The organism is Clostridium aceticum, from assembly GCF_001042715.1.
GTDB classification, from domain to species: domain Bacteria; phylum Bacillota; class Clostridia; order Peptostreptococcales; family Natronincolaceae; genus Andreesenella; species Andreesenella acetica.
In genome coordinates this window covers 1611562-1637939 of the sequence record NZ_CP009687.1, presented here as the reverse complement: position 1 = coordinate 1637939, position 26378 = coordinate 1611562, and the positions used below count along the sequence as shown (strand labels likewise).

At 33.4% G+C, this 26378-nt stretch carries 35 protein-coding genes; 7 read left to right on the top strand and 28 right to left on the bottom strand.

What is annotated here, in order from left to right; all coding sequences use genetic code 11:
- Nucleotides 1–26: 26 nt before the first annotated feature.
- The 15 genes from CACET_RS07565 to CACET_RS07510 all read right to left on the bottom strand — a co-directional run bounded on the left by CACET_RS07565 (nt 27) and on the right by CACET_RS07510 (nt 7132).
- Nucleotides 27–248, bottom strand: coding sequence for a hypothetical protein (locus CACET_RS07565; protein WP_044823752.1), 222 nt, complete (start codon nt 246–248; stop codon nt 27–29).
- A 527-nt stretch (nt 249–775) separates the two neighbouring features.
- On the bottom strand, nt 776–1318 hold the full coding sequence (locus CACET_RS07560; protein ID WP_044823751.1) for a LuxR C-terminal-related transcriptional regulator: 543 nt from the start codon (nt 1316–1318) through the stop codon (nt 776–778).
- A gap of 40 nt (nt 1319–1358) precedes the next feature.
- A complete protein-coding gene (locus CACET_RS20125; protein WP_144414739.1) occupies nt 1359–1496 on the bottom strand; it encodes a Com family DNA-binding transcriptional regulator in 138 nt (45 codons plus the stop codon).
- A 660-nt stretch (nt 1497–2156) separates the two neighbouring features.
- On the bottom strand, nt 2157–2321 hold the full coding sequence (locus CACET_RS20450) for a hypothetical protein (RefSeq protein ID WP_158386015.1): 165 nt from the start codon (nt 2319–2321) through the stop codon (nt 2157–2159).
- 66 nt (nt 2322–2387) lie between these two features.
- Nucleotides 2388–3482: a replication protein gene (locus tag CACET_RS19415; protein WP_052661254.1), complete on the bottom strand. Its 1095-nt coding sequence runs from the start codon at nt 3480–3482 to the stop codon at nt 2388–2390.
- A 14-nt stretch (nt 3483–3496) separates the two neighbouring features.
- Nucleotides 3497–3718, bottom strand: a complete 222-nt coding sequence (locus CACET_RS07545; RefSeq protein WP_044823749.1) for a hypothetical protein — start codon at nt 3716–3718, stop codon at nt 3497–3499.
- A gap of 26 nt (nt 3719–3744) precedes the next feature.
- Nucleotides 3745–4494, bottom strand: coding sequence for a hypothetical protein (locus CACET_RS07540; RefSeq protein WP_044823748.1), 750 nt, complete (start codon nt 4492–4494; stop codon nt 3745–3747).
- 97 nt (nt 4495–4591) lie between these two features.
- Entirely contained in the window at nt 4592–5137 is a 546-nt protein-coding gene (locus CACET_RS19410; RefSeq protein ID WP_052661253.1) for a helix-turn-helix domain-containing protein, read from the bottom strand.
- A 68-nt stretch (nt 5138–5205) separates the two neighbouring features.
- Nucleotides 5206–5334: a hypothetical protein gene (locus CACET_RS21095; protein WP_278287097.1), complete on the bottom strand. Its 129-nt coding sequence runs from the start codon at nt 5332–5334 to the stop codon at nt 5206–5208.
- Between the two features lie 35 nt (nt 5335–5369).
- The gene (locus tag CACET_RS07530; protein ID WP_044823747.1) at nt 5370–5549 is read right to left on the bottom strand and encodes a BC1881 family protein; all 180 of its coding nucleotides are present in this window, start codon (nt 5547–5549) and stop codon (nt 5370–5372) included.
- 12 nt (nt 5550–5561) lie between these two features.
- A complete protein-coding gene (locus CACET_RS07525; RefSeq protein ID WP_044823746.1) occupies nt 5562–5879 on the bottom strand; it encodes a hypothetical protein in 318 nt (105 codons plus the stop codon).
- Nucleotides 5880–5946: 67 nt separating this feature from the next.
- Complete coding sequence (locus CACET_RS07520; RefSeq protein WP_044823745.1) at nt 5947–6282, bottom strand: hypothetical protein; 336 nt, start codon at nt 6280–6282, stop codon at nt 5947–5949.
- The gene (locus CACET_RS07515) at nt 6279–6590 is read right to left on the bottom strand and encodes a hypothetical protein (RefSeq protein ID WP_044823744.1); all 312 of its coding nucleotides are present in this window, start codon (nt 6588–6590) and stop codon (nt 6279–6281) included. The genes CACET_RS07520 and CACET_RS07515 overlap by 4 nt, the downstream gene beginning before the upstream one ends.
- Before the next feature lie 71 nt (nt 6591–6661).
- Entirely contained in the window at nt 6662–6829 is a 168-nt protein-coding gene (locus CACET_RS20445; RefSeq protein WP_158386013.1) for a hypothetical protein, read from the bottom strand.
- Between the two features lie 75 nt (nt 6830–6904).
- Nucleotides 6905–7132, bottom strand: coding sequence for a hypothetical protein (locus tag CACET_RS07510; RefSeq protein ID WP_044823743.1), 228 nt, complete (start codon nt 7130–7132; stop codon nt 6905–6907).
- Nucleotides 7133–7297: 165 nt separating this feature from the next.
- Here CACET_RS07510 and CACET_RS07505 point away from each other — a divergent pair, with 165 nt between their 5' ends.
- Nucleotides 7298–7693: a helix-turn-helix domain-containing protein gene (locus tag CACET_RS07505; protein ID WP_044823742.1), complete on the top strand. Its 396-nt coding sequence runs from the start codon at nt 7298–7300 to the stop codon at nt 7691–7693.
- Between the two features lie 147 nt (nt 7694–7840).
- Here the strand turns inward: CACET_RS07505 and CACET_RS07500 are convergent, their stop codons facing one another.
- Nucleotides 7841–8080 carry a helix-turn-helix transcriptional regulator gene (locus tag CACET_RS07500; protein ID WP_144414738.1) on the bottom strand — a complete coding sequence of 80 codons (240 nt, stop codon included), beginning with the start codon at nt 8078–8080 and terminating at the stop codon, nt 7841–7843.
- 192 nt (nt 8081–8272) lie between these two features.
- Here CACET_RS07500 and CACET_RS07495 point away from each other — a divergent pair, with 192 nt between their 5' ends.
- From CACET_RS07495 to CACET_RS07480, 4 genes are all read left to right on the top strand, one after another.
- Nucleotides 8273–8719, top strand: a complete 447-nt coding sequence (locus CACET_RS07495; RefSeq protein WP_044823741.1) for a helix-turn-helix domain-containing protein — start codon at nt 8273–8275, stop codon at nt 8717–8719.
- 5 nt (nt 8720–8724) lie between these two features.
- Complete coding sequence (locus tag CACET_RS07490) at nt 8725–9078, top strand: hypothetical protein (RefSeq protein WP_044823740.1); 354 nt, start codon at nt 8725–8727, stop codon at nt 9076–9078.
- A gap of 26 nt (nt 9079–9104) precedes the next feature.
- Nucleotides 9105–9275 (top strand): hypothetical protein, encoded by a 171-nt coding sequence (locus CACET_RS20795; RefSeq protein WP_201774908.1) that lies wholly within the window; start codon nt 9105–9107, stop codon nt 9273–9275.
- 211 nt (nt 9276–9486) lie between these two features.
- Entirely contained in the window at nt 9487–9921 is a 435-nt protein-coding gene (locus CACET_RS07480) for an ImmA/IrrE family metallo-endopeptidase (protein ID WP_044823739.1), read from the top strand.
- A gap of 347 nt (nt 9922–10268) precedes the next feature.
- Here the strand turns inward: CACET_RS07480 and CACET_RS07475 are convergent, their stop codons facing one another.
- From CACET_RS07475 to CACET_RS07440, 8 genes are all read right to left on the bottom strand, one after another.
- Nucleotides 10269–11237 carry a restriction endonuclease gene (locus CACET_RS07475; protein WP_044823738.1) on the bottom strand — a complete coding sequence of 323 codons (969 nt, stop codon included), beginning with the start codon at nt 11235–11237 and terminating at the stop codon, nt 10269–10271.
- Nucleotides 11238–11314: 77 nt separating this feature from the next.
- Entirely contained in the window at nt 11315–11854 is a 540-nt protein-coding gene (locus tag CACET_RS07470; RefSeq protein ID WP_044823737.1) for a hypothetical protein, read from the bottom strand.
- 212 nt (nt 11855–12066) lie between these two features.
- Nucleotides 12067–14088, bottom strand: coding sequence for a hypothetical protein (locus tag CACET_RS07465; protein ID WP_201774907.1), 2022 nt, complete (start codon nt 14086–14088; stop codon nt 12067–12069).
- A 156-nt stretch (nt 14089–14244) separates the two neighbouring features.
- Complete coding sequence (dgt, locus tag CACET_RS07460; protein WP_044823736.1) at nt 14245–15561, bottom strand: dGTP triphosphohydrolase; 1317 nt, start codon at nt 15559–15561, stop codon at nt 14245–14247.
- A gap of 341 nt (nt 15562–15902) precedes the next feature.
- Entirely contained in the window at nt 15903–16718 is an 816-nt protein-coding gene (locus CACET_RS07455) for a hypothetical protein (RefSeq protein ID WP_044823735.1), read from the bottom strand.
- A 554-nt stretch (nt 16719–17272) separates the two neighbouring features.
- A complete protein-coding gene (locus CACET_RS07450; RefSeq protein ID WP_044823734.1) occupies nt 17273–17653 on the bottom strand; it encodes a hypothetical protein in 381 nt (126 codons plus the stop codon).
- Nucleotides 17654–17788: 135 nt separating this feature from the next.
- Nucleotides 17789–18319: a hypothetical protein gene (locus CACET_RS07445; protein ID WP_044823733.1), complete on the bottom strand. Its 531-nt coding sequence runs from the start codon at nt 18317–18319 to the stop codon at nt 17789–17791.
- A 4-nt stretch (nt 18320–18323) separates the two neighbouring features.
- Nucleotides 18324–18908 (bottom strand): ComF family protein, encoded by a 585-nt coding sequence (locus CACET_RS07440; protein ID WP_052661252.1) that lies wholly within the window; start codon nt 18906–18908, stop codon nt 18324–18326.
- Between the two features lie 537 nt (nt 18909–19445).
- Between CACET_RS07440 and CACET_RS07435 the strand changes: the two genes are divergently transcribed.
- Nucleotides 19446–21029 carry a recombinase family protein gene (locus tag CACET_RS07435; protein ID WP_044823732.1) on the top strand — a complete coding sequence of 528 codons (1584 nt, stop codon included), beginning with the start codon at nt 19446–19448 and terminating at the stop codon, nt 21027–21029.
- A gap of 23 nt (nt 21030–21052) precedes the next feature.
- On the opposite strand, the gene CACET_RS07430 is transcribed toward CACET_RS07435, so the two are convergent.
- Nucleotides 21053–21352: a hypothetical protein gene (locus CACET_RS07430; RefSeq protein WP_052661251.1), complete on the bottom strand. Its 300-nt coding sequence runs from the start codon at nt 21350–21352 to the stop codon at nt 21053–21055.
- A 287-nt stretch (nt 21353–21639) separates the two neighbouring features.
- Between CACET_RS07430 and CACET_RS07425 the strand changes: the two genes are divergently transcribed.
- Complete coding sequence (locus CACET_RS07425; RefSeq protein ID WP_052661250.1) at nt 21640–24225, top strand: transglycosylase domain-containing protein; 2586 nt, start codon at nt 21640–21642, stop codon at nt 24223–24225.
- Between the two features lie 45 nt (nt 24226–24270).
- Here the strand turns inward: CACET_RS07425 and spoVAEA are convergent, their stop codons facing one another.
- From spoVAEA to spoVAD, 3 genes are all read right to left on the bottom strand, one after another.
- Complete coding sequence (gene spoVAEA / locus CACET_RS07420) at nt 24271–24846, bottom strand: stage V sporulation protein SpoVABEA (protein ID WP_044823731.1); 576 nt, start codon at nt 24844–24846, stop codon at nt 24271–24273.
- 127 nt (nt 24847–24973) lie between these two features.
- Nucleotides 24974–25330: a stage V sporulation protein AE gene (spoVAE, locus tag CACET_RS07415; protein ID WP_044823730.1), complete on the bottom strand. Its 357-nt coding sequence runs from the start codon at nt 25328–25330 to the stop codon at nt 24974–24976.
- An 11-nt stretch (nt 25331–25341) separates the two neighbouring features.
- A complete protein-coding gene (gene spoVAD / locus CACET_RS07410; RefSeq protein ID WP_044823729.1) occupies nt 25342–26367 on the bottom strand; it encodes a stage V sporulation protein AD in 1026 nt (341 codons plus the stop codon).
- Between the last annotated feature and the right edge of the window lie 11 nt (nt 26368–26378).

Genomic DNA, 26378 nt, shown 5'->3' with positions numbered 1-26378 from the left:
TATCATCAATTTTTTTAATATAAATGTTAAATCAACTCCTTTTCTCTTTCATCTATTGATCTATCAGTTTGTTTATTGATACATCTTGGCATCATACAAAATAACTTCACACCAGTCCAGGTGCTATAAGGACACTTATAACAACTATTTTCTTGAAGCTCCTTGAACTGCTTTGTTTGCCTTTCTTTTTCTTCTCTGTTGATTTTATTTAAGTAGTTTACAAATACTCTCTTGCCTATTGCTCTCATAATATCACCTCTCAATAAAAAAACCCCGCTGAATTAATAACATTCAGTAGGGTTTATCAGGGGAAGTAGTATATTTAACTTGTTTACGGCTTTTCCACACTATCATAATAACATGGATACCAAGTGCCTGGAAGGACAACTTTCGGACACATTTCGGACAAATAAAAAAGGTCAAAAAGAAAAGCAGGCCAGCCCGCCTGCTTTTCTTTTTGTCAATTGAACCTCGGCAATTTTGTCTACTAGTAAGTAGACTTTACTTAATATTATTATACACTTTATTCACTTAATATACCCTACCTTTTAGTTTTATTTTACATGTAAAAAATCTCTACCTACCATATTTATGTAAAGCAGAAAAGCAGATGTTCACAGCACCTGCTTTTCTTTTGCCCCATTGAATCCAAAAGACTGATTAAGGAGTAAACTCCTTTATATTATTATACATCTTACTTGCTTACTATACTATACCGTTTATATTTTATTTTATATTTAAAAGTCTCTACCTCCATATTCATGTAAAGGAGTAACTACTCCAATGCATCAGCCCCAAACACCAATACCTGTATTTTGTTTATAAGATTTTTCCTATGTCTACTGACAGTTCTCTCACTTACATTTAACCTTTCAGCTATTTCCTTAACTTCAAGTTTTTCATCACTGAAGTATCTTAGCTCAATTAATTTATAGTACTGATGATTTTCAACACTCTTTAATGCCCTTTCGATTTTACTTAGTAATCTTTCGGTCCTTTCTTTAGCAGATCTATATGCTTCTAGTAATTCTGTATACTCCTCTTCTTCTCTTTTTCCTCCTCCCCCAGTACTATAAAATACAATAGACTTAGATCTATTTTGTGGTCCATATTTCTGTAGATACTGAATATCTGCTTCTTTTTGTTTTAGTGCTTCTTTTAGACTTGGATATGAATACAATAGTTTCTCCGTTTTTTGAAAAAAGCTGCTCCCATCCTTTTTGATTAATCGTGCTTTCTCTAATTCTTTGACAGTCTCCTGTGCTGTCTTTTTTATTACCTGATTTATATTTATCTCTTTCTTTTTAGCTACACTCATTTTACCCTCTCCCTTCTATAAAAAGCAAAAACCCAGAGTATCATTCACTCTGGGCTGCTTGAGCCGCTTCTTTTGTCTGTATATAATTCCAATGTCCACACTTTCTACACTTGATTTTTATCTTTCCTTCCAATTCACATAATGTCCTGCCACAATGTTTGCACTTAACTGTCTCCATACTTCCTCCCACTAACCTATCTTAAGTTCCTGTAAATTGTACTCTTGAACTGTTGTATACCCGCGCTCCCACACTTCTACAAAACACCTCGATCCTAGATTTGTATACAACTTAACCTTTTTCCCTGTCTCCTTAACTCTTATCTTACTTAAACATCTACTGCAGTAGTGTTTATGACCTATTCTTATTAGTCCTATTACATTTCTGACCGACCTCCCGCAAGCATGGCACTTCATCCTCTCCACCTTCTTTGCTTTATTTATTTTAACTATTTATTGAAGTGCGACATTAAATCTTATTTTAGTGCATAGTGTATTTAAAATTGCTATGCTATAATTAACTTACATTTTATTTGAAGGGTTGTGTTTGTTATGAATCTTTTATCACTATTTTTTTATCCAAGCCTCTCCATATTACTCCTCTATATGCTTGAAAGAAAATACTCATATAAAACCAAGTTAGTGAAATTTTTTGGCTCAACTACCAAATATAAAATAGCACTTGTAGTAATAGTGTTACCTGTTATATTTTTCTTGCGTTTTACTTATTATAAGACAACATATTTATCTACGATAATTAACACAATTCTTTTTTCTTATATGTATCTAGCAATTACTCCTAGAGAACCCCACTAAGGTACATAATGTCACATTTTCTAAACTATTCATCTATCTCGATAATCACCATGTCTAAATCTGTAGACAGTCCAATACTAGTTATATGCCTACGCAATACCTTTTTACCGTTTTTATCAAATGTTTCCACCTGTATACTTGCATCTTCTTTTACTATCTGCAATATTTTCATTAAATCTTTAGCATCCACTAAACATTCCCCCTTCCTGCCATTCCGTTGAGTTCAACGATAATGCTATTCTCAAATTCATTCCCCCTATGCTTGGACTCTCTCTTTCTTCAGCAATTTTTCCTCAAGTTCATCGTTGGTATAATTGCTTCCCCTGCTCTCAACTAAATGAAACCTAGTGCTGTATTTTTTAGGTCCAGATGTACTTTTGTTCTTAAAATCTTTGTTGTCTTGCTGTACAGGTGCTGCATTTTTACTAGCCTCTCGTATTTGATATTTCTCCCACTCATCCTCGAGGATTGGTACAAAATAGCTGAAACTTTTTATTGTGATCTTGCCATTACGCTCCTTATTCTGCTTAACAGCATGTTCTATGCAGGACAAAATAAAGTCAGTCGGATATTTACGATAGGCTTCTAGTATCAGTTTCAAGTCAACACTGCCTATTATATTTCGCCTTAAGACATTAGCAGCATAATAACCTTCTATTTCTCTTAAGCGATTTACGTTTTTCTCCTCTACCTCACTTTCTGCTGGTTGAAAGTCACCAGTGCCTTGGGAATCTTTTTCTAATTCATCTGACTGGGTTTCCTTAATAGTAATAGTAGTATTACTTTCTTTAATAATTTCTTTATACACGCCTTCACCCTTTGAAACCACTGGGTTTGACGACTTTAAAACTTCCTCTTTTGGGAAGTTACTTCCCCTCTCTAAATGGGAACTTTCTTCCCCTTTTGGGAAGTCACTTCCCATTTTAGGAAGTTCTTCTGTTTTTAAAGTTTCTTTATCCACATGGTTATCAACAGGTTTATCCACAGTGTTTTTGACATTTAAATAGATTAATTCTGCTAAGAAATTTCTATCATATCCCTTTACTATAGAAATTTTCCATTCTTCATAGTTCTTGTTGAACCAAAATTGATTGGTTGATTCTTCCCAGAATATTACTCTAGCATTGACTAAATAAGTGATCTCTGATTTGATTTTAGTTTGTGGTATTCCGCAAAGCTCAAAATACCTCAGCTTTGGTATAATAGCTTCTTTTTTATTGCATCCCCATGAAAGCCTTAAAACTAAGTCTAAGATACTCCGCTGTCTTTTAGTGAAATCCCTCATCATAATTTCTTCTGTTATAACATGGGCAATTCTTAGGTGTGCATCTGTTGGTTGTGGATTTGCCATAATAATACTCCCCCTTATAAAGCTGTTTGTCTTTCTGCTTTCTTAAATACTAAGCATGGATTACCGCCCTTTTTCCCATAACATTCTCCCCTATTAAATAGGCTGTATTTACATTCATGACACTCTAGATTCATATTCTGTTTGATATGAAGAGCAGCCAAATCTCGTTTTGACTCAGGAACATTTTTATTTTCTAGTATCTTAATATAATCATTGATTTTTTTAACCCTCTGCATCACTTCTCCCCCTCTATAAAATAAATCTAGATACATAAGCCTAAATCTTCAAATGAAAGCTGCTGTGCTGGCTGTATCGATGGTGTTTGTACAATCTCTTTTTTAGGTGCTTTGGTAGGGGGAGTGACCTTCTGTGTAGTCTTTTGTTTATTGTAATTAGGCGTACTCTTGATACCCCTACCTATGGTTTCTATCATCACGCTTAAGCCTGCATCATTTAAAAACGCTTTTATTGCCCTTGCTGTGCTATTTGTTAAAGCTCTATAGTTATAATTAGATATGTTGTACCTATTCTCTTCTGACCCAATACATAGGATTGCTCTATAACAAGCAGGGTTATCATCTGCCCACTTTTCATCTATAAACAATTTTTCATTAGGCGTATCCGTAAACTCTACAGAGAGTTTACGGAATAACTTGCCTAATTCTTCTCTAACATCCTTTTCAAGAAACAGGGTGTAGCCTTGATAACCAGACCTTTTTCCTATAACAAAATATCTCCCATCGATGCAAATATAGTTGTGATCTGCTGCTCTTGCTTCTTTGGTGCTTTTAATCTCAGTCTTTAATTCCTTCACAGTATCCTTTATCTGTAATTCGTATTCTCTTTTCCTGGCAGCATTATTTTCATTGTATGTAGTATAAAAATTAAGCCCTTTTTTTAAGTTTTCTTCATATAAGCACTTTTCTCCCAAAATATAGTCCTGATCTTTTTTAATACACTTGGCTTCATCTGAGCATTTTTTAAAATCATTGCAACAGCCTATGATTCCCATAGCCATCCTCCGATCTTCTTATTACAGCACACATATGGTCTTTATCTAAACTGCTAAGTATGCTATAATAAAGATACAAATATTATCAATTTACTTACTAAATAGCCGATACAGTTGCCGCTGGTCGGTTATTTTCTTTTATGACGTACTTTTCTCTTATACATTTCTCATTATGCTGTTTAATAAGCTCCCCTACATTTAGAAAATCCCAAAGTCTTAGCTTAAAGGTTTCTATAACATGTTCTAAGTCAAGCAATTCAAGTCCCCAATGCCTTATTTCCTCAAGCTCTTCCTTGGTGCAATCTGCTTCACCTTTTTTATTTAGCATCAGCTCAGTTAATCGATCTAAGCCTTCTTGTGCTTCTTTAGCCTCCTGTCGATACTTTGTAAGGATTGCCATAGGTGATAGATCCACATTGTTTAATATTTCGTAGCAGTATTTCTTCCCTATAGGACACTCTTCTTTGCAGTACCACATGCTTAAATGGCGTACTCCGTAGACATCATTCATTTTATCCGCTACTGCTGGCAATGGAGTCATTTCTCCATGCTCAATTTTGGCTATTGTTCTCTCGCATATTGGCAAATACTCAGCTGCCTGTTCTCTTGTCAGCCCAGCCTTTTCTCTTGCAAATCTATACATGTTTTCCCCTTCCTTCCTGCATAAATGTTCATGGTAAAGACTTGACTCAGGTGATATAGTGTAAATAATTAATTTATCTTTCCTGCTTTCTCTTTCTCTCCTCTAAGATAAGTTTTCAAATCTTTTACTTTCCCTGTAAAACAATAGATTTTAATACTCTCTCCTTTAATTACGGGTGTTCTATCGAAGGTAATCATGGGACACCTCCCTTCAAAGCTATTTCTAGCACCAACTATGCCTCCTCTCTGATCACTAGTACTACGGCAGGTCCCTTTTCCCTAATTCTCTTTTGATTGTTTTTCACTTGGAATACTTGATGCTTGTCCGCTTTTAGAATACTGGTATGCTTTCTACATACAATCTCTTTGACAAGCTCCTCTATGGAATAATCACTTAACTTTTTACCAAACATCGCTTCTCCCCCTTAATTTTTTACAATACAATCTACTAATTGCTCATAATATTCCTTTGCCCTGGGGTCATTATCTTCTATTAATTGAAATAGCTTGTTGAATTTGATCTCTGCAAAAACAGCAGCTATTTTCTGCCCCACTTCATTTTGTTCCTCAAGAGATAAATCTTCAAATTTGGTGTCTCCTATATAAATATTTACCTTCACATCCCCCACCCCCGTACTAAACACTATGAAAATACTTGGTTGTACTATTCTAGGTATTTGTGGTACTGCTTGCCAATTTAGTTTTTTCCAGCTTTTTTCTAAAGCTTTAACCTTTTGCTCCAAAGAAACACCACTCCCCCCTAAGATGGTTTTGATTGTCGCTATTTTGGGAACGCTTTACAGCAAAACCCTAGAGCTGACCCTTCTGGATGTTCTGTACTTCTTCAAGATTCATTTTCATTGTTGAATGAATGTGAAATACATACAATCCTCTATATACTCCATATTCATTCGGTGTACTTAGAGCTGGTTCTAACAGCATTTCAGCATATTCAAGCATTTTTGTATAAAGTTGTTCTTTTTCTTCGCCTGTAAATTTTTCATCTTCCTTATCTGCTCTAACTACTGACGAATTCCACATTTCCATTGCATATGCAACATCTTTGCAAAGTGCCTCCTTGGGATTTTTCATCTGCATATGAATATGTTTTTCTATCATTTCAGCAAGTTCCTTATATTTTTTCATCTATCCTCATCTCCTTTTTCTAAGTCTACTGATACCTTCTTAGGAGTTATCAGTCTAGATAACATAGTATTTTCTAGCGAAAGTTTAGTTGTCTCTAAAACTTCTTGCGCTAATCCAAAGGATGCCCCGTTACGTTTTAATACACCTATAATTTCTTTTCTAACTGCTTTCGTCCATAGACTCTCTTGAGATAGTCTTGATAAATAATCGGGCTTTATTTCTTTAATTAGCTGTGCTGGAACTCGTTCTTCCAGTTCAGCCACCTTCTTTTCCAACTCTTCAACCCTTTGTTTTAATTTTTCCTCCATCCTTCACCCCTCCTTTCCTAATCACACCCCACAGAGACACCAAAGAAACTATAGTAAAATTGATTTACCTGCTAAAGATTAAACAGTTTAGCTATCTCAACCATAGCTAAAACATTTTTTGTTATGAGTTCAGGCTCATACTTTTCCTCACTTGTTTTTGGAGCTGTTAACCTTATATTTATCTCTGCTAGCAATTCCAACTGTTTAAATAAAATGTCCTTTATCTCTTCACATGGCATTTATTTTCATCCTCCTTATATTGGTTTTGATTGTCGGTATTTGGCAAATGATTTGCAAAGGTCTATCTTATTTCTTTAACCCCTTGTATGTATCAACAGTACTTGAGAATAAAGTATGGTATCTATTGCAGCACCATCTTTAATCCCATGTTCTTGCATCTTTCTAAGAATTGTTTCTATAGTTTTTAAAATATTTAACGCTTCTCTAAGTGAATAACTTTTTAGCAAATCCTTTGTTATATACTCAACAATTACTCGCTGTGCAGGAACTTGCTCTTCCAGTTTAACAACCTTCTTTTCCACCCTCTCACCCCTCCTTTCCTAAACCTTTTTACTCACACCCCCACAGAGATACCAAAGAAGCACCTCCCCCACCCTCCTTATGCTGACTCTGTCGAAATTTGTAATTCGTTTTTTGCAGGTATCCTTTAATTAATGTAGAACTTTAAACACGAAGGGGGTGCCATTATGCTAAACTTTTTAAAAAATATTGTTAAGTCTGTTTCAAAATATAAAGAAGAAACTAAAAACAACTCAACAGAGAAACAAAATTATTCAGTAGATTTTCAATTTAAAACTACAGGTGTAACTGCGTACAATGTAAAACGTGCCAAAATTGCTCCTAAAATTTTTTATATAGACGATGATCTTTTCTATATACGTACTAATGTTATAAAGATTAGGGAAAAGAAAAAGATTACTCAAAAAGAATTATGCACACGCTTAGGGCTTAAAAGCACAAGTTTTATTTCAAGGCTTGAAAGGGGTGACTCAAGTAAAATTACTCACGAGCAAGTTGAAAGTCTAGCTAAATCTCTAGAAATAGACATTAGTGATCTGCTTATAGGCTACATAAAAGCTTAATTTTAAAGTTTCAGCTTTATATGAATTTCCGTTGTGCTGGAACTCGTCCTTCCAGTTCAGCCACCTTCTTTTCTAACTCTATAATCCTTTGTTTTAATTTTTCCTCCATCCTTCATCTTTCCTCTCCTAAACCTACTAACCACACCCTTATGCTAGCTTTGATTGATTACCTATAGTTATTGCTCTCTTTTCGTGAACTTTGTTTCCAAAAAAAATATCATCAGTAGAAACATCGAAGTAATCTGCAAGCTTTCTTGCTCTTGCTAAGCTGGGAGTTCTTTGTCCTGTTTCATACATAGCTATTGAACTAACTGGAATCCCTGTCGCCTTGTGCAATTGTAGTTGAGTCATATTTTTCTGCTTTCTATATTCTGCTAATGGTTTCAAATCCTCACCTCATTTTGTTCACAATATGTGATCAATTATTTAAATACATTATATCACGTTGTGTGAACATGTCAATATATTTTTAAACATTCTTCCTTTTTCGTGAGCATACCTTATTTAAGTTGTCAACGCTCACACACAGTGATATATTTAGACTAAAATATATAATAAAATATAAAAGGAGGCTTAAATTTGGAATCTATATTAAAAAAGCTAAGACAAGAGAAAGACTTAACACAAAGAGAATTAGCCAAATTATTAAGCTTATCTCCAAGTACCGTTGCTATGTATGAAACGGGTCAAAGAAAGCCTGATTCAGATACATTAAAAGTTTTAGCTGATTTTTTTAATGTTACAATCGACTACCTCCTTGGCAGATCCGATATAAAAAATCCTAAAATAGATAATAAAATTAATAGTGACCTAACCGAAAAAGATGAAAAAGATATTGCTAAAGAACTTGAAAAAATGATGAAACAACTAGAAAGCCAAGGTGCTCTCATGTTTGATGGAGAACCCCTTGACGATGAATCTAGGGAAGCTCTTAGATTATCCCTTGAAAACTCAATGAGAATCACTAAAATAACAAATAAAAAATATACTCCTAAGAAATATAGAAAAAACAATAAGGAGGATTAGTTTTCATGGAAAAGATATTGCAGGAAGTTTTGAATGAACTAAAAGAGTTAAAAAAAGAAACCAGTGATAGATTTGACAAGTTAGAAGCTAAAGTTGATAAGCTAGGTACTAAAATAGATGATATTGAAGCAGCTAATGGTGCAAAGCATATAGAAATCCCCACTAAGCTTAATACGCTTTGTGACGATGTGAAATTCATAAAGCATAAGCAGTTTCAAAATGAACAGGAATTATTTCATTTAAGAACTCGACTTGAAACTAATGAAAAGCTTGATAGTATTATTGATAAATTAAATGCTGTTGAAGCTGTGACAAAAGAAAATCTTTATGATATTGCTAAGCTGAAGCTTATAAAATAGCCAATAAAATATACTGGGTGATGAAAATGAGTAACGAAGATAAACTATTTGACTTTATTACGAAGATGTATTCTGAAATGAAAGAAGGATTTAAAAAGATAGATGATAGATTTGAAGTACTGGAAAATCAAGTAGCTGGTCTCCAACAAGAAATATCTAGCATTAAACAAACAGTAACCAAGATAGAAAATGACTAAGGTAAAAAGCTAGCTGCTTTACTTGATGGATATAAGCAAGACTCCCAAAAGCTAGATCGTATAGAGCGTGAAGTATCTGGGCATGAAGAAATGATTTTCAGAAGAGTAAGATAGGATTGCAAGACAATAAATAAAAAACAAAACAATCTACTACAGAAATCCAAAGAAAGATTAGATAATAATAAAGGTACAAAGGGGACGGGGGAATCTTATGGACATTTGTGCTTATGTTAAGCAGATTATAGAAAAACATAAAACAAATAACCCTTTTGAAATTGCTAAAGAGAAAAATATAATAGTTATCTTTGAGAAACTTGCAAAGATCAGGGGCTATTATGAATACAATAAGCGCTGCAAATACATTCATATCAATGAAGACCTACCTTCAGAAGAGCAGCACCTTGTCTGTGCCCACGAATTAGGCCATGCCCTGCTGCACCCTAAGGTAAATATCATCTTCATTACATCAAATACTTTATTTGTAAAAAATAAGTTTGAGATAGAAGCTAATAAGTTTGCAGCAGAGCTTTTGATCCAAGATGATTTGCTCCATAATTATGAGGGGCTATCTATAGAGCAAATTGCTGTGGCTGAAAATTTGAATATGGAATTATTGAAGCTCAAATTTGATTTGGGTTGTTTTTAAAGAGTTATGTGGAATAATTTTCTTATATAGTTAAATTCTACTTTACCCTTTTGAAATTGAAACTATAAAAAAGTTAAATCAATAATAAAATCAAACTAAGGGGTGGCATTTTGGAAATTACTAATGATACCTTTGATAAGTTAATGAAAATGAAAAAGAAATTTACTAGAACACTGTCAGTGATGACAATGAGTTGGTGTCACATAAGTTCATAAGTTAGTGTCATGGTGTCAGGCACTAACCTTATGTTCTAACCTTATGTTGGCGGTGCTTGTCACCCGGTGAAAAGGTTTGGGTCGGAACATAGCGGAGCCAGCAATGCATTGTTATCCGATTTATTATTTGTCTTACCATTTACTCGCTATTTTGTGCCAAGTTTTTTCATCGGTCTTATTATAAAGATCAAGCATACTGCAAAATCTTTCTATATCATATAGTTCAAACATATCAAGCCGTTTTTCATTAATTAAGTCATCTCTTACTTTTATGCTTGGCTTTGTGAAATGATCTGCTGTTGAAACAATAATTCCCTTTCTTTTATTTTCAATAAACATAGTTCCTAATAAATCTCTAACAGTTGACACTGACTCAGTTCCATCTTTTTTTGTTCTTCTTTTTACCTGCACTAGAATAGGCTCATCTTTTTGAACAATAATTAAGTCTTTACCACCGTCAGCAGTTTTTCCTACGTGTTTTACTTCGCAGTTAAAATATTGAGTAAACACGTGTTGAACTAATTTTTCCATCTTGTAAAAATGTATGTCATATAGTATATCTTGATTTTTCTTAAGTTCTTCAAGAAGTACATCAAGAGGTAGGTCTTTATCTTTTTCATCAAATTTTTTCAGAATTGCATAATTTAACTCTTCAATATGGTATGAATCAACCTTAGTGATGTAATCATATTCCTCAATTGAATCTTCGAAAGACTCCCACCATCCACATTTTGGGCACTCCCAGATTCTTTTTAAAGTAAAATAGTCTTTACTCATGGTCATCGAATCACTTTTATCAAATACAAGTTTTGCATGTATTTTGCATAATGGACATTCTCCACGTCTAGAATAAAAATTCTTTATTTCTTGTGGCAATTTATGTTTTTCCAACTTTATATCTTTAACATCTCCTTTTTTGCTATATTCGTATCTATCTTTTAGATAATCTAAATAACTATATATCATATTTTCTCCTTTAATAATATTGCGGATAACGTCTCTGCCATTCCCGACGCCTTCGAACTGCGAACTGGACCCCAAAGGAATACCCCTTGGCGGTGCTTGCCACCCAGAATAAGTTGGTGTCATGGTGTCAGGCACCGACACTAAACCTCCACTTCGAACTTGTGCATAAATGCATAAATACACCTTTATGACTTCTAAATATAAGAATAATACTATAATAATATAATTTTTTTTATTTCTGATTCAAGTTTTGGCATTACCATTTTTAACATTTCCATTAGTTGATGCTTAATTGATAAATTACCATAACACTCATTAATGTCACCATATAAACTATATGCAGCCAAAAAACCAATTAAATTAAAATTATTTTGCTTTAACAAAGAATAAAAGCTTTTATAATAACAAGTCTCTTCCTCAGCTATAACTTGTATTATACTTTCAATCTCGATAGCAGAATATTGATCAAAATATTTAATGTGTATCCCATCAAGTATCGCTGATGTGAGGTCATTATCTTCAGAAAGGATTAGTCCCGAATTCCATACAATTAATAAGTCATATAAGAAATGAACTAAATTCTCATTAATATCTAAATTATTTAAATCAGCAAGTTGTTTTGAGCAGGCAAAAGAGCAATCATAAATAATATTTGCTACATTTGAGTAGCTTTTTATATTTATACCGAATTTCTCTTTTACATATAAAAATGCAGGGTTTTTATTGTCATCAACAAGAATTCCAAAATACATAAGAAGCACCTCCATGTTTTTAAATTGAAATTGATGAAAATAAGTTGAGTCCAGTAGGCGGAAATAAGTTGGAAAAGTTCATTAGTGCCAGGCACTAATCATATCTCTAGCAAAAATTATTGGTTGAAGTATTAAGCATTAGTAGCCTATATTATTAAAAATTGTTTTACATACAGTAGATAAAAGAGCCAAAGGACTATTGACTCTTTTCGTTAGTTCTCCCTTTTTAGTATAGAAGGTATATTAGATATTCTCAACAAATCACCAAAATGACTTGTTATACCTATATTACCAACTAGCTCTATGCCAATATTTTTGTCCTTATATAATTCAATCTTTTCTCTTAAATGATCTAATCCATCTTTAACAGAAACTTTTTCATAATAAGAAGGGTTTCCATCAACTATTACTCTCTGACCATCTGTACCTCTTTCATTATTAACTATCAACTGATTTAATTGTACTACCCATACGTTTACACCATCATATACCCATTCAATGGATACATGACCTAATTTATTGTAATGAATTCTTATCTGGTCATTTAGATTTTTAACAGCATTAATAACATGGATAGGCAGAATTTCTTTGTTTCTTTCGCCAACCATAAACTTATCGCCTTTACCTGCGACACCTTCGATTAAATCATTTTTTTCATCTGCTCTAACAAATGAAGCTCCAGAAAATACTGCCTCAACAGCATCTTGAGATAATATAGAAGCTAAATTAATTTCTTCTACTCCTTTGGCTTCCTCAACTCTCATTAGCTCAAAAGGATCCGTCCAATTTAACCCAGTATAGTATTTCCCAGGTTCTTTTTTAATTGGACAAGTTCTAATCCATTTTTCCTTTAATCCAGTTTCTACTCCGAATGAAAATGGTGCAATTTTTCTGGAAATAACAGTCGTCTTAGGTACTGGTAGTCCAAATACATCAGCAATTAATAAACCAAATACTTTGTCTCCTATGAATTTCGAAAACCTATTCGGCCAGAAAATCCTGCTGTTACTATTGATATTTTCATAATATTCATACTCCCAAATTATCGTATGTTGCCTATTAACTCCTTGTCTACTCGGGTGAATACTGAACTCTATTCTATAGTTTGTGTCAAAATTAATATCTGGAGTAAAACCATACACTGTTCTCAATATTTTTAAAGCGATAGTTCGGGGCAAAGAGCAAACTCCTTCTTTATCAACACATTTAGGTGTATCTTCAGGAGAAAATTCGATAACATCACCCAATGCAACACCAGAAACTCCTCCATCATTAATGTTAATATTTTCATTAATAATAGAATGCTTTCCATCTAAAGAATTCTCTTTAACAGTGTTCATAATACAATCAATCTCTTTTATGGTTTTATTAAAAACTAAACGATTACCTTTCATAGCTTCTGGGCTAAAACTTCTTATATTTACAGACTTTGAAGGTGCTGACAAAATTAGTTCTTCTATCACTTTTTCAGTAGTATTGACCTTCTCATTTTGGAAGCCATTAATATGAACATGCTTAGGTACTAAATTTGTATTAGGTTCAAAGCTAATAAACTGTGCGATATTTGCTATTTTATTAGATATTAGAAAATGCAATTTTTCATCTTTCATTACTAAGTGATCACTTTTATTCAAAAACTGTTTTTTATCATTCTCTTCATATTTCAAAAGCTTGCTTAGAATATTACTAATCTTATAAGCTTCTTGTAATTGGTAAGACTCATACATATTTATACTCATGCTCATTTTTCTTTTTGCTTCTGCTAAACTTAGCACTTCCATATTTGAGTTATACGCTTTAATATTGTTCTCAACCGCTGACAGGTATTCATGACAACATCCAATGCTATATTCCCAGCCATCAAGAAAAACAATTTCATCAACTAAATCTTTAATAACTCTATCCCAAAATTGGTAAAACTCATCTTGGGTCCACTGTAGTAAGTCATCTTCTAGATTTGTTGGATCTATAATTAATTTATTCGTAGCTTTTCTTATATTTTCAATACATTTTTTTGCATTTTCTATATTGGGATAAACTACATTATTTTTCATTTCTTTACTATATTTCCTACTCTCTCTATCTAAGTTTTTACCGATAGAATCATACCAGTCAATAAATCTTTGTCCAGTAGTAATAGGGGTAGAGATATATAAAAGTTCATTGCCTGCAAATAAATTTTTTGTAATCAAAAAAAAATTCTCAATAGATAGTTTGCTCTCATCCATAATCAATCCCACCCTCCTCAATTTAATATATTTTATTATTTAGGACTTTCAGCCATATCTCACTAATGCTTTACCTATTATATTTCATTAATCTCTTCATTTAATTTTATTAAATTAATATCTGTGTACTTTTAATATACTACTAACTTCTCTATATAATGTTTATTTATAATTAATTCCTCTAGATAAGAATAACTCATCATATACCCTATATGCATATCTATCAGTCATACATGCTATATGATCAGCAATTACTCTACATTTATTACCTTCTGCTTCTATCTTCTTTTGAGTTTTCCATGGAAGTAAATGTACCTTGGTTTCATACTTGTGAAATATTTCTGATATCATGCACTCCGCTCTCTCATCCATTCTTGCAACAGTAGGACTTTGTGCATAAATCTGTCCAAGAAGATCTCTAGCCTTTAGTACTTGTCTTCTATATTCTTTTTCAAAATTGACAACTAATGAATTTAATAAAATTTCTTTTTTATTTGCATCTTGTTTACCCTTACATAGATTGCATTTATGCTCCATCATATTGCTTTCAGTTAATTTTATGATATCTCTAGATTCATTTATGTTACTATTCTTTAATGTATTAAAAGTATAGCTTACCAAATTTTCATGTAGATTTCTTATTAAATCTCTTAATTCCCAATTATTATCTTCCCTGCCAGTAAGATAATTCATAATTTCCTGCAACTCTTTTACTTCGTCTTTTTTTTCTTTGATAGCTTCATCATATAAGCCACTAGTTTTAAAATCATCCCAATCATGGCTTAAATATGCAATTTTATCTGCCCAATAAGCAATTTGTGCTTCTATACCTCCAGGTCTTTCTGGATTCAATGAACTACAATTCCATTGTTTACTTTGATTTTCACCAAAATCAGATTTAAATATATCTGTATCATGTTTTAATATACCCTCTCTTACTTGAATGCATAAATTTAAACCTTGTTCTCCCTTATGAGTAGCAAGATGCTCAACATATCTTGCACTTTGTATTGCATGAGAAAAACAACCTTGGTCTTTAGATAGCAATATTTTATTAAGTACCCTTTCAACAGCATGTCCAAATGGAGTATGTCCTAAATCATGCCCTAATGCTATTGCTTCTGCTAAATCTCTATTAGCTCCCAATGCATCTGCAATACTCATTGCTAATTGCTGTACTTCCAAAGTATGAGTTAAGCGTGTTCTATAATGGTCGCCCGCTGAATTTACTAGAACTTGTGTTTTATATTGTAGTCGCCTGAAAGCTGTTGAATACAAAATTCTATCTCTATCTCTTCTATAATTAGTTCTATATGTTTCATCATCTTCTTGCTCCTCAACCTCTCTATCAGCTTCACTATACTTTGTAGCCCACGGTTGTAAAATCAACTCATCATTTCTTCTCTCTAGCTCTTTGCTCTTTATTGGCTCCTTAATAGGTTCTCTTTTCTCTACTTGTTTGTTACTTGCATCAATCATTTTTATCCCCCTAAATTTCAATTTATTTGGCCCTTCCCCAAGGCTTACCCTTTCAGTATATCAGCTAGTTCTCTCTAAAATACACCCTTAAGTACAATTACTATAATACTATCATGAGAGCTTTTACAATACAATATTTATAGTATTTATAGTATTTATAGTATTTATAGTATTTATAGTATTTATAGCAATACTTATTTAATAATCTTCTATCAATTTTTTCATCACTCTCCCTTACGATAGGTAATACCTGAAATCAAATTAGAAACAGAAGTTGGTGCCTGGCACCAAACAAATTAAAAACAGTAAATAAGTTGGCGTCAGGCACCGGCATCTTTCTTTTATGTTAAACTGCTCCTGTTATTTAACTTTTTAACAATCTTTGGAATCATTAATAATACAATTAGATGTAACATTACCACGATCTTTACTATTAACTTATACTTGATTATATTTAAAGTAGGTAACAATAATATTGGACCTAAAGCCACAGAATATAATAGACTCCACTCAGTTTTTGTAAAATTCCATCTTTTTATCTGTTGTGCATCATGAAGATATACAACTTGGAAAAAGATAAGAAACATATAGAAAAACGGTATGTTTACATAAAACAGCTCCAGTAAACCTTTATCATATGATTTAGTAAATGATAATAACAATAAAGATAAAAGAAATAATGAAATGAATACATTAATTATAGAAATAAAAATAGTTTTCAAACCAGATTTATAAAACCACTCATTAATCATACTTATAATAGAAAAATTTTCATGATTAAATGTGTAACTTTGCTGACACTTTAAATCTACTATACCTTTGTTCAATTTTTCTTGTATATTCTCAATATCTTCCTTTTCCCAGTTCATTAATTCTTTAGTGAAATCCAGAGATATAAAGGGTAATATTTTACTAATAGTTAGGTTAATATTAGTCTTTATCTTCTCATCGGTAAGATCTAATTTCAAGTAGCATATTAAAGTATAATAGTTTTCTATTGTGACGTCTATTTTTTTTATTTTCTCATGCTCTACTTCTTCAACTCTTTTTTTGATATTAATGAATAGCCAACTACTTATTATTAGTAAACTTGTATAAAATATATAATCAAATTCATTATTGAAGAAGTTACTTAGTGCTTCTAGAAAATATTCCATTTTTTTCCCTCCTTTAAGTTCATCTTTACAGTCAATCAACCATTTAGCTCACTATAAATCGGTGACTCTCTCCGGTGATTACTTAGACCTAAAACCATTCTGTCAAGAAGGGTTTCATATAAGTCTCACATTTACAACTTTCCTGAACTATACCCACAAAATTCTACTTTTATAGCGGTGCTTGCACCCAGTAAAGAGGTGGCATAGCGAACGGACTCTTCGATTTCTGCCATCTGTGAAGAATAAGTTGGTGTCAGGCACCAAAATTCTACCCCAAAATTCTACCAAAATTCTACTAGAAATTTGGTAACCTCCATTATAGACCTCCGTCGCTTATTGTTGATTTAACTAACTTATGTAGTATATTTCCTATGCAAAATAATTCTACTCAAAATATTATTCGTTATAAAAGTTTTCCTCCTTTTATCTATTGCTCAAATCATATAAAAACTATATATGCTCAGAAAACATATATAGTGTATACGAATCGTTGCCCATCTTGAGAAACATTTGGTTAGTAGCACTCTGTTTTTGTTTTCTACATTTATATACATTTATAAGTTGGTGCCTGGCGCCGACACCTGTCTTTCTTCTAACAAATCAAGTCCTAGGTCATGGCCATTAGACTGCCTTTTATCAGCCAATTTTCTAAATTTATTATAGGATAAAGCTGTGTTCGTTAAATCCCCCATTATATTCATTATATGAGATTCAACCCCAGTAATTCGATGTTTTATGTCAGTATACAAATCTCTAGGAATTGTCTTTTTCTTGTCATTTCGCAAATCTCTTTCCTCAATAATGCTATCTAATTCATCTATATATCTTTTATAGTCCTTTACATGCCTATATGTGCTCATAATCAATTTTCTTAAATAAACTATAAAATCTTCTTTTTTCTGTAATTTAAAACTCTTTAGATTCTCTTGACCCATTATACACCTCTCAAATCATTCATATTTTTTTGTAGTTGATTTAACATAACGTCTCGAGGCTTAGCGACGTCGGACTTTCCTATGAAAGCTACTTTCCGATGTTGCTAAGCCTCTGTTATGCGAAGTATATGGATCCTATATATTTAACATCATTTGTTCATTTTGTTTTGAGAGGTTTGAAAAATTCTTTTTTGTTATCTCATCGCAACTTCCAACAAAAGTTTCAATTTCACTAATATTTTTTATTGTATAAAACTTTCGATTGGGAGTGAAGTATACTAATGCTTTTTTATTATAACTTGCAAGATTGATAAGGTTGTTTAATGTTCCTTTGCTTTTGCCGTTCCATATCATAAAACCATAATCAGCTACTTTAGCCATTTCTTTGTCTTTAGCTGAATAGTATTCAAAATCTTTTGTACTTGAAGATACCATTACTTTTACAACTTCCCAATTACCAATGTTATTTCTAGCCTTACCGTTAGTTGCATACACATTAACATTATAATAATTACTCTCATAGCAATGCTTTTGTATTGCTTTATCTATACCATTCGCATCTCCAACCAATACTGTGTAATTATCACGAAAAATATTATTTAATCTTTCTTTAATGTCTTGATTTAACCTAGATATTGCTCTAGGACCTCCAATAAAAATTTTCATAACTTTATCTCCTTGTTTTCGTCATAGTTAAAACATATACCTTTTTAACATTTGAATCTTTCTTTAAAGCTTTAGTAGCATCTTTCAATGTAGTTCCTGATTGATATAAATCATCTACTAATAGGATGTTAACTTCCCTTGTAAATCTCTTCATTAACTGAATTGTACCTGCTATTTTATTTTTCTCCACTGAGCTTAATTCTTTGCACTCTGTTCGGTTAGTTTTCTCAAGTACACCTGTGTGAGTACTAATTCCAAGTACATTACTTAAAGCATCTGTTATCTCAAAAACTGGTTGAAATGCACGTTCTAATTTTGAAGGTGGAACAGGGATTATAATATCTATCTTTTCTCCAATATTCCACTCTTTCAAAAATGGACTTATTAAATTAATTATATCATCTACTTTACTTTTATTACAACTATACTTCAACTCATAAACTAATTGACCTATATCACTTCTTATAGTATCAAATTGTTTACGTCCGCATTCATCTTCTCCTAAATATTCACTACTTAAAGTATGTACATCTAATGCAAATCCTTCTTCCCACTCTCCATTAATTTTAATTGGATTGATTTTCATCATTACTCATCCCCCATATAGCATATTTTATTCTAAAAATGAATACTTTATTTCGAATAACTCTTGTATTCACCACTCTAAGTTCCCAAATCTCCTTGAAATTCAAGATGTTTACGAACTTTCATTCTCTAACCTTTACCCATATAACCCTATAATAACACCATATGGAATATTTTGGTGTCGATATTTGTAGCCTAGTAAGCAATATTGTAGAATCTTCCACCCACTCCAATTGTATAATTTTCCTCCCCTCCAGCCTCCAAATTAGACAAACTGTAAAAATATTCGGTGAAATGCCCTAAACGATACATAAAAAATACCTATTTAAGGCTTTGGAAAAAAATAAAATTCAATTACTCCACTTTTATATAACAGCAGTTAAACAACATCTCACTTACCATTTCCTTCCTAACCATGCTATAATAAAACAAACGTTCTATTTCTTATCTGAGTTAACGGTTAACTAAAATGATTAATCCCAATGGTAAACCCCATCCCTTAAGCATATTATGTTTATGATAAATAATTGAGGTGATTCAAATGAAAATAGCTATCTATTCAAGAAAGTCAAAGTTCACCGGCAAGGGTGAGTCTATTGAGAATCAAATACAGATGTGTAAGGAATATGCCAGAAATCATTTTGAGGCTAGAGAGTTTTCTATCTATGAAGATGAGGGGTTCTCTGGTGGGAATATAGACCGACCTGAGTTTAAAAGATTGGTGAAGGATGCTGAGAAGAAAAAATATGATGTTTTGATATGCTATAGGCTGGACCGTATCAGTCGTAATGTATCTGATTTTTCTAATACACTTGAGCTACTACAGAAGAATAATATAGCCTTCGTTTCCATCAAAGAGCAGTTTGATACCTCTACCCCTATGGGTCGTGCTATGCTGTATATAGCCAGTGTCTTTGCACAGCTAGAAAGGGAGACTATCGCAGAGCGTATCAGGGATAATATGCACCAGTTGGCCCGTACTGGAAGGTGGTTAGGTGGGATTTATCCTACTGGTTTTACTAGCGAACCTATCATCTATATCGATCAAAATATGAAGGAAAGAAAACTGTTTAAGCTGATCCCTGTTGAGGAAGAGTTGGAGATAATAAAAACTATTTTTCAGAAGTACTTGGAGCTTCAATCCCTACAGAAATTAGAAACCTACTGCTTAATTAATAAGATTAAAACCAAAAATGGCAATGACTTTCAGAAGCAGTCTTTAAAACAAATCCTGCATAATCCAGTCTACGCCATAGCTGATGAGGATATCTATGCCTACTTAAAAACAAATGATGCTGATATCTGTAATGCTAAAGAAGAATTTTCAGGGAAATATGCGGTGATTGGTTATAATAAAAGGGATTTAAAAAACACTCGGATGGGTCGATACAATGAAAAGTCTGATTGGATCGTTGCTATTGGTAAGCACAAAGGGGTTATTCCTGGTAGGGATTGGGTGAAGGTGCAGCAGATATTTGAACAGAATAAGGATAAGGCCCCCAGAGCCGGCACTTCTGCTGCTGCCCTTTTAAGCGGTCTTATAAGATGTTCCTGTGGTAGTTTTATGCGGGTTTTATTTGGTCCTAAGAAGCCAAATAGTGAAGAAAGATACCATTACTATGTCTGTAATAAAAAAGTCATTTCTAAAGGTGTTATATGTGATTCTAAGAGACTCAATGGTATGAAAACAGATAAAGAAGTCATTGAAAAAATCGAAAGCATTATTACCTCTACCACCTTCGATCAGTTGGAGTCTATGAAAAAGAAAAACAAAGATAAGGATCTGCAAAATAAACTGATCGTAGAAAAAATAGATAAGAATAAAAAGTCTATAGAAAACCTCGTAAGACAGATCGCTGGCAAAGAAGATTCTTTTGCTGCAGAGTATCTTATGGCAGAAGTTGAAAAGCTTGCTAAGGAAAATAAAACCTTGGAAGGAAATCTGGTGGAGGATGATTCTGATAGGGTGAATTTTAATATTGACCTTTTTAAGGAAGCACTATTGGAGTTTAAAAGTAAGATTCATATCGTTGATTTTCAAGAACAGAGAATACTTCTTAAGACTATTGTCAATTATGTTGAATGGGACGATAAGGAGTTGAAGGTTCAGATACTGAAATTTTAAGCCTTGTAGCAATACGAGGCTATTTATAATTTTGTAATCATTGCATTAGCCTGCATAAATGTAATATTACCTTCTTCATCTTCTTTTATAGATATTAAATCTTCATAAGTAATATCCTGTTTTACTACAATGCTAACAGACTCATTAATAGCTCTTGTTGTAATCTCTTGGGCTTTTAGTTCACCGATTGCTTGTACCGTAGGCATAATTTTATTATCAATATAGATAAATGCAGTTGTACAGACCATGAAGATGAAGATGATTAGTAGATAGATTTTATATTTGAAGTATTTCTTCCTTTTATTTCTTTTTTTTATGTACAAAAAAATCATCTCCTTCTATACAGTATATGTAAAGAGAGAAAATATTGTGTAATATTTCATTTTAACTTTGACTTTTTTATGCAAATTATGTATAGTAACATAGATAGTTTAACAGTTTATATATTTTATGTTATAATATTAGTGTTATCCTAGCCCTTATATGCTGTATTGAAAATATTAGTTTATATTGTTGTATTAGCATTAAAGTGGATATATTGATTATTACTTTTATTAACAGTTACTTTAAAAAAGTATATCCTTTTAACTTTAAGGATGGAGGTATTTATATGTCACAAAAAAAACAATCAGAAAACACCACTAACAAAACTACTAAAAAAAGCAAAAAAGTTAACAAAAAGAAAGTATTTCTTATATTTATTACTGTTATGGTTCTGCTTGGTTTTATCGTGGGAGGAGCAGCGGTTGGTATTGTAGTAGGTATTATTAAAGATGCTGATCCAATTGATGCAACCAACATCTATGATTTACTTGACGAAAGTTCTTTTATTCTAGATAGCGAAGGACAGGTGTTGGAGAAAGTTCAAACCACTGATTATCGATCTATCACTGATTACTCTAAAATGCCACCTCATTTGATAGATGCCTTTGTTGCTATTGAAGATGAGCGATTTTGGACTCACAGCGGTCTAGATATTAGACGTATTTTCGGTGTTCTTTGGATCAATTTTCGTACAGGTTCTAGACAGGGGGCCAGTACTATTAATCAACAGCTTGCTAAAAATCTATATTTAACCCATGAACAGACCATTACTAGAAAAATTCAAGATATGTATTATGGTATTCAGCTGGACAGACAGTTGTCTAAAGAGCAAATTTTAGAGGCCTACTTAAACACTATTTATTTAGGTAGCAGTGCCTATGGTGTACAGGCAGCCTCACAAGTGTATTTCTCAAAAGATGTATCAGAACTAACCATTGCCGAGGCAGCTCTTATTGCAGGAGTTACGAGAAATCCTTCTAGGTACTCTCCTATAAGGACTTTAGAAAAACATCAAATAAATGAAGATACACATTATGTTTTAAACGATAGTGATTCTATCTACACCATTGTATTTAACGAGAGCACCATACCAAGGCAACGTTTGGTTTTAAGCATCATGAGAAGATTAGAAATGATTACTGAAAGTGAATATCAAGCTGCCTTAGAAGAAGATATCAAAGCTAATCTTAAGCCAAATCGATTAACAGCAGATGCATTTACTTCCTATTTTGGAGATTTGGTGAAAGATGATGTTATAAAAGCTTTTGTAAAAAAGGGATATTCTAGGGAAGAAGCAATGAATACACTTTATTCCGGTGGTCTAAGAATTTATAGCACCATGAATACAAATTTCCAACGAATTTTAGATGAAGAATTTGAAAAACAAAGTAATTTTGTGGACCTGCAAGGAAGACCTTTGTTAACTGTGGGAGAAGATGGTAATGTTCAACCCCAAGCAGCAATGGTGATTATGGATCCTACCACAGGAGAAATCAAAGCACTTATTGGTGGTCGAGGAATTAGTGGTCGAAAAATATATAATCGAGCCCTCAACCCAAGACAACCTGGGTCCTCTATTAAACCAATTGCTGTCTATACCCCCGCATTAGATTTAGGCTTTACCGCTGCTACAGTTATTGATGATGTACCAGTATACTTTGATAGAGGTAATTCCACTAGACGCTATCCAAGTAATCACAATAACAGATATAACGGTCTTATTCCTATGAGGGAAGCTATTAGAGATTCAAGTAATGTAGGGGCTGTAGTGACTATCTATGAATTAGCTAATAATAATGATAGTAGAGCTTTTAACATTATGTTTGATTATATGGAGAAAATGGGAATATCTACAGTAGTACGACCTGAAAATCCTTATGTAGCACCTAACGGTCGAAGAAGTTCGGATGCTACCTATTCAACAGCTTTAGGAGGTATGACTCATGGTGTTTCACCATTAGAAATGACTTCTGCCTTCGCTTCTCTAGCTAATGAAGGAGTTTATACAGAGCCTATTACCTTTACAAAAATTACTGATCGACGAGGTAACTTAATTCTCGAGAACAACTCAGAAAAGCACCGTGTTGTTTCTCCAGAGGCATCCTATATCCTGACAGATATGCTAAGAACAGCTGTTACTTCTGGTACAGGATCACCTGCTAGATTCGATCAAGGTAATAATAGAATTCCTGTAGCCGGCAAAACTGGTACAACCACCAATAATAAAGATGCTTGGTTTGTAGGATATACCCCTTACTATGTTGGTGCTACTTGGGTAGGATATGATACACCAGATAAATTGCCTGGTGGTGGTGGTAGAATGGCAGGTACCGTATGGAAAAACGTGATGCAGCGTATTCATCAAGAACTTAGTCCTAAAAACTTTGAAGCACCTAGTAATATCGTAAGAATTAATGTATGTAATGTGTCTGGCAAACTGCCTACAGAGTACTGCTCACTAGATCCTCGCGGCAGTAGAGTTCGTTCAGAAATCTTTGTTCGTGGCACTGAACCTAAAGACTATTGTGATGTCCATGTAAGAGCAGATATTCATGTGCCTACTGGTAAGTTAGCTACAGAACACACTCCCCCTTGGGAAGTTGAGTCAAGAATATTTATTGACCGGCCTGTTCCTTACTACCCTGGATCCCATGGTGGTATTGTGCCGACTGACTATGCCTATACACTGCCAAGAAGTCATTATGACCCATTGGAGGATGGAGGTAGTGTCCCCCCTTTTTTGGACGACTCTACCGATGGTTTAATAGATGATGATGGATGGCTTGATGATTCTACAGAGCCAGACACATCCTCCCCTTACGACTATGATGACCTTATAGACAACTCATTAATAGACTCTATAATAAATTAAAACAAAAGAGCTTTATGCTCTTTTGTTTTTTTATTAGATATTTTATCATTGCTTTTCATCTAACATTTCACTTCTATTGAGTATTTCCTGCAGTGCTTTTGTAATAATGGGTGCACCTTTTTTACTATCATCCTTCCCCTGCATTTTTCCAACATCTCCTATACCTATAATTATCGGCACTTTGCATTTTTCTACAATATCTACGGTATCTCCGTAGAGCACCTTTTCTACTGTTGGATTTCCATCTTTGTCTACCGCTTCATCAATAATATTGCCGTCGCCATCAATACAAAAGTCCGGATGCACACCATCTACATCTTTTGTATTTGATGCTACTACAACAACACCTAATACTTCTATCGTAGGATGATTCACTAGTTTACACAGAATCTTTTCCCCTATACCTATGTTTTCGTTACCTTCGTCATCTACCATTACAATTACTGGGTCATTGTTTGCTTCTTTTATAAGATCTATGATTTCTTCTGCTGTAATAGGTGTAGGATTTCCACCAGAGCGTGAAATGCACCTACCACCAATATTTTTTGCAGCTACCTCTATTGCCTTTTTTGCACATCGATCTCCATCTGTAATTAATATAACTTTTCTTCTCTCATTCATTTTTAACTCCTTTTGTCAAATATTTTTCTGAATCAAATTGTTCCTTTTAGGTAAGTAAGCTTTGAAGCTGCTGCTGTAAAATCCTGACCTTATTTTTTTCAGATGCAGCTTTACTTAGGGGAGTTTTCTATGGCTTTGTTTTAGGGTCAAATATAACGGCCATAATATATCCAAATACAATCGCCGCTGTAATTCCTCCTGATGTGGCTTCAACACCACCAATAAAAGCGCCCAATAGTCCATTCTCTTTTACACCTTTAAAAGCACCTTTAGCTAGTGAGTAACCAAAACCTGGTAAAGGGATTGTTGCTCCTGCACCCCCTACCCTTACTAATGGTTCATAAATTCCTAGAGCTGTTAAAATAACACCTGATGTAACAAAAATAATTAATACATGAGCTGGCGCTAACTTTGTCGCATCCATCAACACCTGGCCGATTAAGCAGATTAGCCCACCTACTAAAAACGCACTAACATAGTCCATTACTTAACCTCCTAGCCTTTCAACTGACCTTCTATAGCCACTGCATGTGCTATACTAGGAATAGACTCCCCCTGTTGAATACTTGTGGGGGATAGTAAGGCCCCTGTAGAAACAAGTAAAATTTTTTTAAATATGTCTTTCTTCAATAATTTATATAAATAGCCACAAAAAACCACTGCAGAACATCCACATCCACTGCCACCAGCATGTGTATCTTGTTTTGCGTGGTCAAAGATTTCCACACCACAATCCTTCAATGTTTTATTAATAGGCATCCCTTCTTTCCTTAATAAGTCTATTGCAATTTCATTGCCTATCCTTCCTAAATCTCCTGTAACGATTAAGTCAAAGTCATTTGGAGATTCTCCTGTATCTTGAAAATATGCTTTAATCGTATCTACTGCTGCTGGTGCCATAGCCGCCCCCATATTGTTGGCATCTTTAATGCCATAATCAATTACCCTGCCAGTGGTAATACGTGTTATATATGGTCCTTTTTCTTCAGTAGGTGCCAATATAGCTGCCCCTGCCCCTGTAACTGTCCACTGTGAAGTAAGAGGTCTCTGGTTTCCTAATTCCAGTGGAAATCTGAACTGTCTTTCTGCAGAGGAGAAATGACTTGAAGTAGTAGCTACTACATAGTCAGCGAAACCACCCTCAATCATTATAGCTGCCAAGCTCAAAGATTCTGCCATAGTAGAACAGGCACCAAATAATCCGAAGTAGGGTATTCTTAAATCCCTAGCAGCAAAGGAGGAGGACATCAGCTGATTTAATAAATCTCCCGCAAATAAGTAATCAATATCTTCTAAGTGCAGTTTTTTTTGCATAGCTGCCAATTTTACTGCTTCTTTAACCATCTTACTTTCTGCTTTTTCCCAGCTATCCTCTCCATATAAATCATCATCTAGAATAATGTCAAAATATTGAGATAAAGGTCCTTTTCCTTCCTTAGGCCCTACAATAGAGGTAGTGGAAATAATAGAAGGAGGGTCTATAAATTGAATTGTCTGTTTACCAATTTTTTTCTTAGCCATGTATTCACATC